This is a genomic window from Mucilaginibacter sp., assembly GCF_041660805.1.
GTDB lineage: Bacteria > Bacteroidota > Bacteroidia > Sphingobacteriales > Sphingobacteriaceae > Mucilaginibacter.
The window spans coordinates 72,827-87,626 of the sequence record NZ_JBAZVP010000002.1; the positions used below are offsets into that span (position 1 = coordinate 72,827).

A 14,800-nucleotide genomic window follows, 5' to 3' on the forward strand; every position below is an offset into this window, starting at 1 on the left:
ACCAACACGAAGACACGATGGTTTTAAGAAAAAACGTCGATAACGATATCGTAATGAATTATTGGGCCATTATACCTATTCAATTATCACCTTCTTTTCGTACGTTTTAATGCTGTTTTTTAAACGCAAAATGTACACGCCGTGGCTAAGAAAATTACTGTTGATAGGAATTTGATTATCGCCGGCGAATATATTTACTGTAGAACGGTAGACCCTAAAACCCATCATATTTGTCAGCGTTATTTCGCCGCCATCTTTAATGCGCGATGCCAGCTTAATATTAATTACCGTTGTTGCCGGATTTGGAAATACCTGTAAAGGGTCGGTAATTACAGAATCTGCGGGCGGCGGGGTGTTTCTTTCCACAGCCAGCACGGTTGCAGCAGGGTTATATGCCGAAAGCCGGGTACAAGGGATAGGCAATTCTATTGTGCCACTAGGCAACTGCCATTGTACTGATAAATTATCGCCGGCACTACTTTCCTTTTGTAATGCCTCGATATAGTATTTTTTGCCAGCTGTAAGGGCTATCAACGCTGATTTTTGTGCCGGATATTTAGTGTATTGCCGCGAGAGTGTATATGCGGTTGCCGATGCTATTTTTCTTTTACGTGCCGTTGTCGAATCTGTACTTAACCAAAGCTCGGCCTGGTCATCTCCTGCTATCCAAAAAGTATAGTTGCCGGTAGTTGGCGGTGTAATGTACCCCCTTACACGCGCGCCAAAGTTTTCACCTGCATTAATAGGCACCTCAAAAGCGCTAAGCCGGGTGGTTACAGAAGGATGGTCGGGATAGTTGCTATTGCTGGTAAGGTCAGTAATGAGCTTGCCGGCTATGTTGTTATATTGTTCTTTGGTTATATAAGCCTGGGGGCCGCAATTAGGCGCCAAAGGCATTTCTACCTTCCAGATCTTAGGCGAACTGCCGCCGTATTCCAGTACGTAAATTAGGTTACCCACCATTTCGGCATCAATAGGGTTGTTAAACCCTCTTATAAGGCGGTGCGTTTGTATCTTATAATTATCTGTTTTGCTGTCATATATAAATTGAATATGCAGCAGATCCTGACCAGGGTCGCCGCCAAATGGGCCAAGCATTGTGGAAGTGCCGGTGGAGGTCCACGCCGTTACAAAGCCATGCCCTTTAAATTCATCGGCTAACAGGCTGTCCCTGTCAAACACCAGGCCTAATGGCGACCGGTGGCTTGTAAAAGTGCTGATGTTTATGCCTTCTGCGCCTGCATCTTTAACAGTGCCTGTTATAGGGTCGCGATATTTATCAGCGTCAGGGCCTAAATTTACAATAGGTTCTATAAACGGCCGGTTGGGCCTTTTGGGATAAGACGGATCGTTATAGAAAAAACCGTTTATATAAGCTGTTGAGTTATGATCTACAAGCTTATCTGCAGCCGGGTCATAGCCGGGATACTGCATGGGGGTATTATTCCCGCCCATCCTCCAGGGGAAACCATAAAAACGTCCCTGTCTTATCCAGTTCAGTTCTTCGGGATCGTCCCGGTCTCCTGAGTTTTCGGTGGCATATAAATTACCGTCAGTCCCAAAAGCCAGGTCGAAGCTGTTACGGGTCCCGTCGGCATATAAATAACCCAGGCTTGCCAGCTGGGCAGAATCGTTAGGAAGCACCAGGTTGTTTGAATTGATAGGGATGCGGAAGATGGCAGATGTAAGCGGTTCTTCTCTTAACCCGGGCCTTAAACCACCGCTGCTTTGCACTTCGCCATGATCTGTGCGCGATCCGCTGTTGATAAAAAGGTAATTACTATCGGGGCTAACGGTTATCCCGCTAAAGCCGTGGTCAAACGCGGTATTGGTTAGGCCGTAAGTTGCGGTAGTCATTACTGTCGACCAGATCCTGTCTCCATTAGCCTGTTTTACACCTTTCATTACCTTCCCCACATAACCGGCGTTTGGGGTTTTGATATTCCCAATTAAAAAAAGCGATGTTCCCTTAAACGCCATCCCCTGCAATAGTGTTATACCATGATTTGCCGAAGTTGCTTTTAATGTACTGATGTAAGTTCCCTGGCTGTTGCGCACGTCATACACATTACCGGTTTGGTTAATATACATGATATGCCTGTTGGTAGGATCAAACCCCAGCCTTGAGCAGTTTGGCGGCACATTTATAAAGGGGCTTATCTTAACATCAGAACGCAAGGGTGCCGGTACGGTTTGCGCCAATACGGTTTTATAGGTAGGCAAATAAATGCCGCTTAACCATAATAAACTATAAAACAACTTTACAGAGTAATGTTTTAACATAATAATGGGGGCTTGAAGGTAAATGATCAGTACACTTAACGCTTATAAATGGATGGAGCAATAGCTACCAGGCAGCGGGTGGGATTTAGAGTACAATTTACTACAAATAAAAAGGGAATGCAGCCTTGCCCGCTAGTTGTATACCAAGATGTGGTGCTGTTAGCACAATATTGTATGGAGAGTAAAGTTGGAGGGGGGCCTTCCTATCCTGTGGGATCCTGAAACAAGTTCAGGATGACCGTTGTGATTCTTGATTCCCCTCTTGAGAGGGGTTAGGGATGTGTTTCGCGGAATGCATTTGCGAATTAACACACCCCTGCCATTTCACATCCCTGCCCACCCCCTCTCAAGAGGGGATTTAAAAATGTCATTGCGAGAAGAGTGGCAACATGGCAATTATATGAAGGGGGAATTATTGAAGCGGATGATACCAAAAAAGCCTCCCGATCAGGAGGCTTTTTACTTTATTTTTTTTCCAGCTTGCTGGCTGCGGGTTCATCTAAAAACCATTGCAGGTCGCCTTTGCCGTTGGGTTTAATGAGTTGCGCGGGATAGTTAGGGATGTCTTTGGCATCTTCTAAAATGTGCTTTACCGCCTCTGCCTTGCCTTCGCCGTATACCAGGAACGCTATGTGGTGGGCATTGTTAATGAGCGGCGCGGTGAACGTTATACGGTTCATCTTTACCTCGTCAATATACAAAGCCTGTACAGATGCGGTCTCGTCTGTTAAAACGGGTGTATGCGGAAACAGGGATGCCGTGTGCGAATTATCGCCCAGGCCTAATATCACCAGATCAAAACAGGCGTTGTGCCCGTCAAAAAAACGGATGAGGTTGCGGGTGTAATCTTTGGCGGCCTCTTCGGCACCTAAAGTGGTTTGCACCGCGAAAATATGCGATGGGTCAATACCAAGCGGATCAAACAAGGTTTGCTTCGCCATCAGGTAATTGCTTTGCGGGTCGGTAAGGGGCACATCGCGCTCATCGCCAAAAAAGAAGAAGATCTTTTCCCACTCAATTTTATCGCTATACTTGGCCACCAGTAACTCATGCAGCTTTTTAGGCGAACTGCCGCCAGATAGGGCTACAGAAAAACGATCGTTCTTCTCTATCGCTTCTTTGGCGGTTTTGGCAAAATAATCTGCCAGGCTTGCCAGCACTTCATCGGCGGTTTTAAATATGTTCAATTTCATAACCTTACTTATTTTTTACTGTTTACCGGCACTGTAAACCAGGTAAATCCGTCGCGGGCAATTAATGCCTCGGCAGCTTCCGGGCCCCATGAGTCGGCAGAGTAATTAGGGAAATTCAGGCTCTTTTTGTTTTGCCAGGTGCTTAGTATCGGCATTACCAGTTCCCATGCAGCTTCTACCTGGTCGCCACGCATAAACAGGGTTTGGTCGCCCAGCATGGTATCCAGTATCAGTGTTTCATAGGCTTCCGGCGCCTGGTTTGTGTAAGTACCTTTATAGTCAAACACCATATCAACAGCATTTAACACCATATCAATTCCCGGGCGTTTGGCCTGTACCTGTAAACGGATGCTCATTTCTGGCTGTATGCTAATGATAAGCCTGTTTTGTTGCCAGCTTTCGGCAGCTTCGGTTGGGAATATCAAGTGTGGCACATCTTTAAACTGAATAGTAATAACAGATGACGACTGGTGCATGCGTTTACCTGTACGCAGGTAAAATGGCACACCCTGCCAGCGCCAGTTATCAATAAAGAATTTAATAGCGGCAAATGTTTCTGTGTTAGATTCAGGATCAACCTTTGGCTCTTCGCGGTATCCGGGCACTTCTTTGCCTTTCATCCATCCGCTGCCATATTGGCCCCTAACGGCCGAATTACGTACATCCTCAGGTGTAAACCTGCGCATGGCCCTCAATACATCAACCTTACGGTCGCGCACCTCATCGGCATTAAAGCTTACCGGCGGCTCCATGGCTACGTGGCAAAGCAATTGTAACAGGTGGTTCTGGATCATGTCACGCATCGCGCCCGAGCCATCGTAGTAATCGCCGCGTTCTTCAACGCCCAATTGCTCGGTAACAGAGATCTGTACATGTTCAATATAATTTCGGTTCCATAGCGGCTCCATAATGGAGTTTGCAAAGCGGAACGCCATTATATTCTGAACGGTTTCTTTACCCAGGTAATGGTCAATACGGTAGATCTGGCATTCATCAAAAATACCCTTTAGCAATTCGTTTAACTCTTTAGCTGTTTCCAGGTCATGGCCAAACGGTTTTTCGATGATGATCCTCACCTTTTGTTTATCCTCGGCCAGTTTGGCTTTTGATATGTTTGATGCAATAATAGGGAAGAAGTTTGGTGCTACCGCCAGGTAAAATAAAACATTGGCTGTAGTTTTCCATTCGGCATTATGTTTTTCAATGCGTTTGCCAAACTCTTTATAAGTTTCAAAATCGTTTGCATCAGAAACCTGGTAATAGATATTTTTGGTGAATTCGGCCCATTTCTTATCATCGGTTTTGCCGCTGCGCGAGAACTGGTCAATATCTTTATGCAGATTATCCCTAAACTGCTCATCGGTAAGTTTGGTACGCCCGGTCCCTATAATGGAAAACTGCTTAGGCATCCAACCATCTAAATAAAGGTTATAAAGTGCCGGTGCAATTTTACGGGAGTTTAAATCGCCTGTACCGCCAAATATGATAAATATGGTGGGTTCTGATTTTGTGCTGGTACTACTCATGATAGTATGTTTTTTATTTAGAAACAAGAACTAAGAGCCAAGAATCAAGATAAGATTTTTTCCTGATTGTTGCCTCCCGGTTCTTGCCTCCTGATTTCTTGTATCTCTTTATTAAGCCTCGTTAGCTGGTGCCCACTGTGTATGGAATGTTCCTTCTTTACCTATAAGCTCATAAGTATGCGCTCCAAAGTAGTCACGCTGTGCCTGTATTAAGTTTGATGGCATGCGCTCGCTGCGGAATGCATCAAAATAACTTAACGAGGCAGCATAAGCAGGTGCTGCGATCCCTGCATTAACAGCCGCCGAAACTATTTTACGGATACCCGGTAATGTACCTTCAACAAGGTTTGCCACATCGCTGTCTAAAAGCAAATGTTCAAGGTTTTTATTTTTACCGTACGCGCCATAAATATTCTCCAGGAATTTAGAACGGATGATACAGCCGCCCCTCCAGATCTTGGCAATCTCGTCAAGCTTCAATTCGTATTTATACTCTGCAGAAGCGTTTGACAGCATGTGCATACCCTGTGCGTAGGTAATGATCATGGTGAAGTAGAGGGCCTGCTCTAAAGCGGTTAATAACTCATCTACATTGCCTTCAATTGCCTGGTGGTCATCGGTGCTGTAAATAGCGGCAGCTTTGGTACGTAAGGCTTTGTATTTAGAAAGATCGCGCATGGCAACCGCGGTATCTACCGTTGGGATAGGTGCCTGCAGGTCCATCGCGCTTTGTGATGTCCACTTACCGGTACCTTTTGCACGGGCCTCATCTTTAATATCATCTAAAAGCAAATGGTTGGTACCCGGTGCTTTAAACTTGAAAATATCTTTGGTAATATCCAACAGGAATGATTGCAGGCGGCCGTTGTTCCAATCGGCAAATATTTTACCTATGGCAGCATTATCCAGCTTTAAGCCTTTCTTCATTATCTCATAGGTCTCGGCCAGTAACTGCATTATGCCATACTCAATACCATTGTGTACCATTTTAACAAAATGGCCAGACGCCCCCGGGCCAATATAGGTTACACAAGGCTCGCCATTAACTTTAGCGGCAATGGCTTCAAATATAGGCTTCATTACATTGTAGGCATCCTTATCGCCACCCGGCATCATGCTTGGGCCACGGCGCGCACCTTCTTCACCGCCAGATACGCCCATACCAAAAAAGTGCAGGCCTATAGCCTCCAGCTCTTCAACACGGCGGTTGGTATCAGTAAAGTGCGAGTTACCGCCATCAATTAAAATATCGCCTTTTTCCAGTAACGGGACCAGTTCTTCAATAACGCTATCTACAATTTTACCTGCGGGCACCAGCATCATTATGGCACGCGGCGTGGTTAGGCTTTTAATAAATTCTTTAGCGTCGCCAAAGCCTTTAACAGCCAGGCTGCCGCCTTCTTCATTTAATGATGCTACTTTGCCGGCATCTTTATCATGCCCGGCCACTGCATAACCATGGTCGGCCATGTTTAATAGCAGGCTGCGGCCCATAACGCCTAAGCCTATCATGCCGAAAGCATATTTATCTGTTGTTGCGCTCATATTAAGTGAGATTTTCTTTCTTTAGATCGTTTAGTATTTTCTTTGTTGTCTCAAAATCCACATGCTGAAAAGAGCGGATGCCCAGTTTTTCGGCAGTTTTCACAAACATTATCCTGTCATCAAAATAAACACATTGCTTTGGCGATGCCTGTGCTATACCCATTGCCAGCTGCCAGATCCCCGGATCGGGCTTGCGCATTTTTACTTCGCAGGAGGAGATAAAGGCATCAAAACACTCATGCAGCTTAAATTTTTGCACGCGGTAATCGTTCAGTTCTTTACCCTCGTTATTAAGGGAAATAATACGAAAACCGCAATTTTTTTTCCACTCCTTTAACCAGGCAAGCATATCAGGTAACTCAACCGACTGCGCGTAGATGAACTCCTTAAAATCCTCGCGTACAAAATCGCGCGGGTGGTTAAATATTACCGTATCAAGGTATTCATCTAAGGTGATGCTGCCAATTTCATATACGTTGAAAATGAAATTATGCAGGGCGTTAACCTCCTCTGCATCCAGGCCAAATTTTTTGGCCGCCTCATGCCGGGATTCGTGCCCCCAGCCATTGGTGAGCAAAATGCCACCTACATCAAAGAACAGGATCTTCAAATCTGATTTTTTCATCAGCAGGATTATATTTTAACTTTTTGATCTTCTATAGCTTTCAACAATTTTTCGAAAGGCTTGTTAAATTTATCAATACCCTCGTCTTCTAATTGTTGGGTTATCTGGTCAAGGTCAATACCCAATTCTTTAAGCTTAGCTAAAGCAGCTGTTGCTTCTTCTAAACCATCTTCTAAAGTATTTGCTGCAATACCATGATCGCGGAAAGCATCAATAGTTTCTAATGGAACGGTATCAACAGTATCAGGGCCAATAAGCGCTTCAACGTATTTGGTATCTTTAAATGCAGGGTTTTTACTGCCGGTACTTGCCCATAACAAACGCTGTGGCTTAGCACCTTTAGCAGCTAACGCTTTCCAACGGTCAGTGCTGAATACTCTTTTATAAATTTCGTAAGCTTTTTTAGCCGACGCGATAGCAACCTGACCTACAAGATCTTTTTGGCCTTTTTCTTCCAAAAGCGGGTCAACAATAACATCAATACGGCTTAAAAAGAAACTTGCCACTGATGATATGTGTTCGATGTTATGGCCTGCAGCTAAATGATCTTCTAAACCAGAGATATAGGCTTCGGTAACTTCTTCATAACGGTCTAAACTAAAAAGTAAGGTTACGTTGATGTTGATGCCTTTGGCGATAGATTCGCGGATGGCTTGCAAACCCGGTTTAGTACCCGGAATTTTGATCATTACGTTTTCGCGGTCAACCTGTTTCCAAAGTAGTTCAGCTTGTTTGGCAGTGCCTTCGGCATCTAAAGCTAAAAATGGAGATACTTCAAGGCTTACGTAGCCATCGGCACCTTTAACTTCTTCGTTGTATACGCCGCTAAACAGATCGGCAGCAGCCTGGATATCTTTTATAGCTAAACCAAAGAAAAGCTCCTCGGTGGTTTTAGCCGTTTCGCCAAGTGTTTTTATATCTGCATCATAATCAGAACTGCTGGTTATGGCTTTTTCAAATATCGCGGGGTTTGAGGTTACGCCTCTTACGCCATCCTCGTCAATCAGTTTTTTTAATTTGCCTGATGCGATGATCTCGCGGTCAATAAAATCTAACCAAATGCTCTGTCCAAAATCATGTATTTTTTTTACTTTATTTTCCATTATACGTTGTCTTTATTATAGTAAAGGTCTTAATTAATTAACTGTGTTATGTAACTTAAATATCCTAATTCTGCTATAGTTGTGTAATGTTGTTTAACTGTTTGCCGCCATTAGTATTTCCAGGTTGTATCCAATAAAAAGCCCGCTCTCAATAACACCGGTAATTGATTTTATATCTCTTTCAAGGCTATCATTTACCTCATTAAAGCGGCAATCTAAAATTAAATTATTATTCTCTGAAATTATGGGGCCATCCTTGCCAACTGCCGGCCTTAGTACAATGCTTTTAGCGCCAAGCTTCTTTAGTTCTTCTTCGGCATGCAGTAACGCTTGCGGGAATACTTCAATTGGGATAGGGAAATTAACGCCTAATTTATCAACCAGTTTAGAGTCGTCAATAATAATATAATTGAGCGGACTGCTGCTCATCAATAGCTTTTCTTTAAACATTGCCCCACCCCGCCCTTTGATCAGGCTTTTTTTAGGGTCAACCTCATCGGCCCCATCAAATAGCCAGTCGGGTTTATGTTCAAACAGGCTGGTTAAGGGTATGCCCAACTTACTGCAAAACATAGATATCTCTATCGAAGTAGGGATAGCCAGTACGTTTAATTTTTCGTTTTTTATCCTTTCGGCTATAGCTAAAAGCGCCAGGTAAACTGTTGAGCCGGAACCCACGCCAAGCACATCGCCGTCTTTTACCTTCGCGGCAATTTCAAGCGCTACTTTTTGCTTGCCGCTTTGGTTAATAATGGTGCCAGACCATTCAAGCGTACTGATTAAACTATTTCCCCAATTCATATTTATTGAGTCAAGAAACAAGATACAGGAATCAAGAGACAGGAAAAATTTTGTCTCTTGATTCTTATCTCTTATATCTGTTTACAACAAAGCTTTCGCTCTTTTAACTACGTTATCAACCGTAAAGCCAAAAAACTTGTAAAGGTCTTCTGCCGGGGCCGATTCACCAAAGGTGGTCATGCCTAACATATCGCCTTCATCGGTAGTGTATTTATGCCAGCCCATTGGTGATGCCATTTCAACTGCCAAACGTTTACGGTTTGCTTTAGGGAAAACCGATTCTTTATAAGCGGCATCCTGTTTTTCAAACAATTCCCATGACGGCATACTTACCACCCGGGTTGAGATACCTTCGGCTTCCAGTTTTTCCTGTGCCTGCATAATAAGGGCAACTTCAGAACCGGTTGCCATTAATATCAGATCGGGATTTTTGCTTGCTTCAGATAAAATATACGCGCCTTTTTCAAGGTTGGAAGCCTTACCATATTTATCCTGATCAAGTATTGGCAATGTCTGGCGGGTGAACACCAATACAGTAGGGCCGCCTTTTTTCTCGATAGCCACTTTCCATGCGAATGCAGTTTCGTTAGCATCGGCCGGGCGGATAATTGTAAGGTTAGGGATAGAACGCAATGAAGCCAATTGCTCAACAGGCTGGTGGGTTGTACCATCCTCGCCTAAGCCAATACTATCATGTGTGTAAACAAAAATAGGGCTTATTTTCATAATGGCCGCCAAACGGATAGGCGGGCGCATATATTCAGAGAACATAAGGAAGGTAGCGCCAAATGGCAGCAGGCCTTTTGTTAAAGCCATACCATTTAATGCCGAGCCCATAGCGTGCTCGCGGATGCCAAAGTGGAAGTTACGGCCAGCCCTGTTTTCTGATGTAAATGAATCAAAATCTTTAAGGTTTGTTTCTGTTGATGGCGAAAGATCCGCAGCGCCGCCAATTAAGTTTGGCAGGCTTGCAGCAATAGCGTTCAATACTTTACCAGATGCCTGGCGGGTTGCCATTTTAGGGTCGGAACCTTTAAACGCCGGCAACTTAGCAGCCCAGCCCTCAGGTAATCCGCCATCGCGGGCTACTTCGTATTCGGCAGCTAATTCAGGGAATTTCTCTTTGTATTTAGCAAAAAGCTCATTCCATTTTTCTTCTGTTTTAATACCACGGGCACCTTTTTCGTTGTAGTATTTTAATACTTCGGCAGGTACTTCAAATGATTTTTCCGGATCAAAGCCAAAGAACTCTTTTACCAGTTTAATTTCATCAGCACCAAGCGGAGAACCGTGTGAACCTGCGGTGCCCGATTTATTAGGGCTACCGTAAGCGATAAGCGAACGTACGCGGATCAATGACGGTTTTTGTGTTTCGGCTTTAGCGTTTATCAAAGCTAATTCCAAAGCGTGTGTATCATTAACATCCGGCAGGTCCTGCACATGCCATCCGTATGCTCTGAAACGGGCGCTTACATCTTCATTAAAAGCAATATCGGTACTGCCTTCAATGGAAATATGGTTATCGTCATACAAATAGATCAGGTTTCCTAACTCCAGGTGGCCTGCTAATGAAGCCGCCTCAGAGGTTACGCCTTCCATCATGTCACCATCGCTGGTGATAGCGTAAATATTGTAGTTAAACAGCTCGAAACCAGGTTTATTATAACGTGCAGCTAAATGTTTTTGGGCAATAGCAAAGCCAACGCCATTTGCAAAACCCTGCCCTAGGGGGCCGGTTGTTACATCAACACCAGGTGCCAAACCATATTCGGGGTGGCCTGCGGTTTTGCTGTGGAGCTGACGGAATTGTTTAATATCATCTAAAGAAAGGTCATAACCTGTTAAATACAAAAAGTTGTACTGTAAAATACAAGCATGGCCTGCCGATAAGATAAACCTGTCACGGTTTACAAAATCAGGGTTTTTTGGGTTATAGTTTAAAAATTTAGTCCACAATACGTGGCCCATTGGTGCCAGTGCCATCGCTGTGCCCGGGTGGCCCGAATTTGCTTTTTGTACCGCATCTGCAGATAGTACCCTTACGGTATTTATTGCTAATTCTTCCAGTTCTTTGTTCTGTTTCTCCATTGTATTTATTAAGAAAGTTATTACTTGGTTGGGGTTGCCATTGCTGTATGTGTAATGGGGTGTTTATCTTCCTTCCATAATTTTGCACCGCCTTTAATGCCATCGGCATTGGTTACTATTTTCATGTTTTTGTCCAGCTTAAAATTCAGGACGTCTGAATTGCCGCCGCCTATATACAGGTAGTCGTAATTGAATACCGTCTTCAGGATATTAAAAACCTTTTTCATCCGGCGGTTCCATTGTTTTTCACCTACTTTTTCCAGTGCCTGGTCGCCAATGTACTGATCATAATCGCGGCCCTTTGATACCGGGTGATGAGAAATTTCAAGATGCGGCAGCAGGTGGCCATCCATTAACAGTGCGGTGCCAAAACCGGTGCCCAGTGTTATTACCATTTCAAGGCCCTTGCCGCTTACTACACCTAAGCCCTGCATATCGGCATCATTTACTACCTGCGCGTCTTTACCTAAAGATTCTTCCAGCTTTTTGCGAAAATCAACGTCCTTCCAATAACTATCGCCCAGGTTTGGGGCGGTTTTAACTACGCCATTACGTACATAACCCGGAAAACCTACCGATATCTTATCATATGCGGGAAATTTTTCTACCAGGGTTTTTATGGCTTTAATAACATTATCAGGATTAGCGGGTGATGGGGTTACAATTTTGTTGTAATCCATTTTAAGGTCGCCGTTGCTGTTTAGTATTGTAGCCTTAATGCTTGAACCACCGATATCAATGGAAAGAATTTTTAGTTGGGTAGGTGTAGTTTTCATGACCGGCGATATATTTTTGAACGTATATAGAGGTTTTAGTGTGTAAATATCACATTTTTAATATTAAATAGATATTATTTTAGCTATAATATTAAACGCCAAATAAACATTATAAGAATTACCTATTTGTAAGCCGGATGTTATTTTATATTGACCGTTAATAGTGCAATAGTAACCAGTTTACATTAAAAAAGGTTTTTACGAGATTGATTGAGCGTTTTTTATGACATTTTAGCAACGAATGTGGGCAAATTGACCCTTAAATGTAAGTGAATACTCAGATACTTAATCCATTTTTCCCTCCTTTTAAAGGATAACTTTTTCCCCGCCATATAAAAACGCCCGTGGTTTTAGCAGGTAAGCTGATGGCTATTATCCATTTATTGCCCTGCCTGGCATAATTTACAGCTACTGTTCCGTTAGGGTGCGGGATCTCTCCCGATGCGGATTCCATAGCGCCTAAATGCGGTTCTACCTTTATTTTAGCAAAGCCGGGCGCATAGCTGTCTATCCCCAGTACGGTGCGGAAAAATTCAATATTTGGGCTGGCCCCCCAGGCGTGGCAATCAGAGCGGTTATGTTCAAGGTCAGAGATCTCTGCCCAGGTAGTGAGGCCCATTTTAATGTTGTTGCGCCATACATCCAGCCAGTTCATATAATGGTTTCCCCGGCCGCCTTTTACCAATGCCTGGTGCAGGTAATATTTAAAGTAGATGGTGCATTTTACAAGGCTGGAATCTGTTTCGAGCTTTTTACTGAAAGCTGCCAGGTTTGGCCCGCTTACCATGCCGCTTAAAATAGCCAGTGAATTGGCGTGCTGCGAGTACGTGGTTTTATCCCGGGTATCGGCATACAGTTGTTTGCTGCCGTCCCAGTATTTTTTTTGGATAGCCAGCTTTAACTGCGCTGCTTTGGCCCGGTACATTTGGGCGTACATGGGCACACCTATCTTTGCTTCCATTTCGGCGGCCTGCTGGTAGGTCCACATCAATTGCATATCAAGTATAGCCGAGTTGCCATTTGTATCTTTTGGCGGCTGGCCAAAATCCCAGCCTTTTTTATCAACCCAATCTACAAATTTCCAGTACGGCGGGTTTTTCAGGGAACCATCCGCCTGCTGATATTTGCTAAAGAATGCCAGTACCTGCCGTATGCCATCCATTTTATCTTTAACAAAGCCGGCATCATTCCGGTACATCCAATAATCATGCAGCATGGAGATATACCACAACGAAAATGTGGAGATGATCTGTGGGCTATATGACGGATGCCTGCTCAGTGTAATCCCCTCGGCCAGGCGCGAGTGGTCCATCTGGTTCAGGGCGTTGCGGGCAAGGCGGTCATCGCCGCTGTTGTAGTAGGAAATAAGGGCCTGGATCCTGCCATCGCCAATGTATTGCAGTTGTTCGTAATAAGGGCAATCCATATAAGTTTCCGTCGCGCAGGAGCGGGCGGTGCGCCAGCCGATATCCAGTATCTGCTGCAACTCGGGATTGGTGCCTTTCAATTTGGCGTTTAGTTTAAATGGATAACCGGTAAAAGTGTTGTAAATATCTTCAATAACCAGGGGCTGCTCTTTTGTGGTGATATTTACCAGTACATATCTGAACGTGCGGAATGCCAGTGTGGTAAAGCTTTGGTTGGTGGTGCCATCTGCCGTGATGCTGTCTTTTCGGCCAACAAATTTGTAGCCGTTAACCTCGTTGCGGTTGGGCTTAACTATCTGGTAAGTGTTGCCTACATTAACCATCGGCGATTCGGTATAGGTTAATGATACCCCCGCTTTATCGCCGCCGCTTAAATTAAGGGTTACATAGGCATTGGTTAAAAACGACTGATCTAACAGTAAAGAAGCGGTTGTATTGGCAGGGATGGTAATCGGGGTACGGCTTGCAGGGAAGGTTGAAGGTATATCAATCCCCTTTGCCATTCTTGCGGCTGTAAAGCGTTGCGCAGTCAATTCCATTTGCGGCAATGACGAAGGCACCAGCATCCAGCCGAAAGCATTGGTTATCCCTTTGGGGTTACCCCTGTCTATTTTGAGCGCATTGGCCCAGGCGCTGTCATCAAAATTACCCGCCTGCCAGCCTTTTATGGTTTGGTGCAGATCTACCATTTCGCCGGGGCCTGCAACATAGTAAGTAGAATAGCCTACCCCGGTTAGCGGACGATAGGCTTTATCGCGGGCGCATTTCCATGTATTGTTGGTATTAAGGATTTCTTCTTTTTCGGTATTGCCCTGTAAAATAAATGCGGTACGTTCTGAGATCTGCGCTTCCGGGCGAACATCACCTTCGTTCCAAACCAGGGCAGCTACGGTGTTTTTGCCTGCCGATAAATAAGGCGCTATATCAATGGTCTCAAAATTCCAGTAATACAGGTCGCCGCGGGCGGGGCCTAATGATACCAGGCGCTCGTTTACGTATAGTTTATAACGGTTATCTGCCGATACATGGATGATAAAGTTAGCCGGCTTATCTGTTAGCTCGAAACTTTTGCGGAAGTGATATACACCATAATCTTTAGCGGGTTCATTGGGTACGGAAACCCACTGCGCTTTCCACTGTTTATTTAAAATTGCAGGATCAATAGATTGTGATAACACCGTTTTTGAAACAACAAAACACAGCATAACAGCCAGGGCAGTTGAAAATCTCATCATGGAAATATTACAGGTTTATTTTTAAAGATACAATTTGTAATGATAAGTAGCGGGTGCCGCGGCTACCCGTGACAAAAGCATTGCAGGTAAGGCCATTGCGCACATCCTTCGACGAGCTCAGGAGGACCCGGTACACTGTCATGCTGTAGCATCAAGGTGTTCGGAAGATTGGTATTGCTAACAAAATCCCCTCTTGAG

General features: G+C 44.4%; 10 protein-coding genes. All 10 read right to left on the reverse strand.

The features are described 5' to 3' along the window. Positions 1-75: 75 nt before the first annotated feature. Positions 76-2,283 carry a PA14 domain-containing protein gene (locus tag WC743_RS03270; RefSeq protein ID WP_373010345.1) on the reverse strand — a complete coding sequence of 736 codons (2,208 nt, stop codon included), beginning with the start codon at positions 2,281-2,283 and terminating at the stop codon, positions 76-78. Positions 2,284-2,747: 464 nt separating this feature from the next. Further along, on the reverse strand, positions 2,748-3,476 hold the full coding sequence (gene pgl, locus WC743_RS03275; protein WP_373010346.1) for a 6-phosphogluconolactonase: 729 nt from the start codon (positions 3,474-3,476) through the stop codon (positions 2,748-2,750). An 8-nt stretch (positions 3,477-3,484) separates the two neighbouring features. Continuing rightward, positions 3,485-5,002: a glucose-6-phosphate dehydrogenase gene (zwf, locus tag WC743_RS03280; protein WP_373010347.1), complete on the reverse strand. Its 1,518-nt coding sequence runs from the start codon at positions 5,000-5,002 to the stop codon at positions 3,485-3,487. 111 nt (positions 5,003-5,113) lie between these two features. Continuing rightward, on the reverse strand, positions 5,114-6,547 hold the full coding sequence (gene gndA, locus WC743_RS03285; protein ID WP_373010348.1) for an NADP-dependent phosphogluconate dehydrogenase: 1,434 nt from the start codon (positions 6,545-6,547) through the stop codon (positions 5,114-5,116). A gap of 1 nt (position 6,548) precedes the next feature. After that, positions 6,549-7,172 (reverse strand): HAD family hydrolase, encoded by a 624-nt coding sequence (locus WC743_RS03290; protein WP_373010349.1) that lies wholly within the window; start codon positions 7,170-7,172, stop codon positions 6,549-6,551. A gap of 8 nt (positions 7,173-7,180) precedes the next feature. Beyond that, positions 7,181-8,275 (reverse strand): transaldolase, encoded by a 1,095-nt coding sequence (tal, locus tag WC743_RS03295; protein WP_373010350.1) that lies wholly within the window; start codon positions 8,273-8,275, stop codon positions 7,181-7,183. 93 nt (positions 8,276-8,368) lie between these two features. Continuing rightward, positions 8,369-9,076, reverse strand: a complete 708-nt coding sequence (gene rpiA / locus WC743_RS03300) for a ribose 5-phosphate isomerase A (RefSeq protein WP_373010351.1) — start codon at positions 9,074-9,076, stop codon at positions 8,369-8,371. Positions 9,077-9,157: 81 nt separating this feature from the next. Beyond that, positions 9,158-11,164, reverse strand: a complete 2,007-nt coding sequence (gene tkt / locus WC743_RS03305; protein WP_373010352.1) for a transketolase — start codon at positions 11,162-11,164, stop codon at positions 9,158-9,160. 20 nt (positions 11,165-11,184) lie between these two features. Further along, entirely contained in the window at positions 11,185-11,940 is a 756-nt protein-coding gene (locus WC743_RS03310) for an ROK family protein (RefSeq protein WP_373010353.1), read from the reverse strand. A 277-nt stretch (positions 11,941-12,217) separates the two neighbouring features. Then, positions 12,218-14,602, reverse strand: coding sequence for an alpha-L-rhamnosidase N-terminal domain-containing protein (locus tag WC743_RS03315; protein ID WP_373010354.1), 2,385 nt, complete (start codon positions 14,600-14,602; stop codon positions 12,218-12,220). Positions 14,603-14,800: the final 198 nt, after the last annotated feature.

Bases quoted from the DNA above. Each gene is read 5' to 3' on its own strand.
- gndA (WP_373010348.1), bottom strand. From the start codon at position 6,547: ATGAGCGCAACAACAGATAAATATGCTTTCGGCATGATAGGCTTAGGC.
- tal (WP_373010350.1), bottom strand. From the start codon at position 8,275: ATGGAAAATAAAGTAAAAAAAATACATGATTTTGGACAGAGCATTTGG.
- WC743_RS03290 (WP_373010349.1), bottom strand. From the start codon at position 7,172: ATGAAAAAATCAGATTTGAAGATCCTGTTCTTTGATGTAGGTGGCATT.
- zwf (WP_373010347.1), bottom strand. From the start codon at position 5,002: ATGAGTAGTACCAGCACAAAATCAGAACCCACCATATTTATCATATTT.
- pgl (WP_373010346.1), bottom strand. From the start codon at position 3,476: ATGAAATTGAACATATTTAAAACCGCCGATGAAGTGCTGGCAAGCCTG.
- WC743_RS03315 (WP_373010354.1), bottom strand. From the start codon at position 14,602: ATGATGAGATTTTCAACTGCCCTGGCTGTTATGCTGTGTTTTGTTGTT.
- WC743_RS03310 (WP_373010353.1), bottom strand. From the start codon at position 11,940: ATGAAAACTACACCTACCCAACTAAAAATTCTTTCCATTGATATCGGT.
- rpiA (WP_373010351.1), bottom strand. From the start codon at position 9,076: ATGAATTGGGGAAATAGTTTAATCAGTACGCTTGAATGGTCTGGCACC.
- tkt (WP_373010352.1), bottom strand. From the start codon at position 11,164: ATGGAGAAACAGAACAAAGAACTGGAAGAATTAGCAATAAATACCGTA.
- WC743_RS03270 (WP_373010345.1), bottom strand. From the start codon at position 2,283: ATGTTAAAACATTACTCTGTAAAGTTGTTTTATAGTTTATTATGGTTA.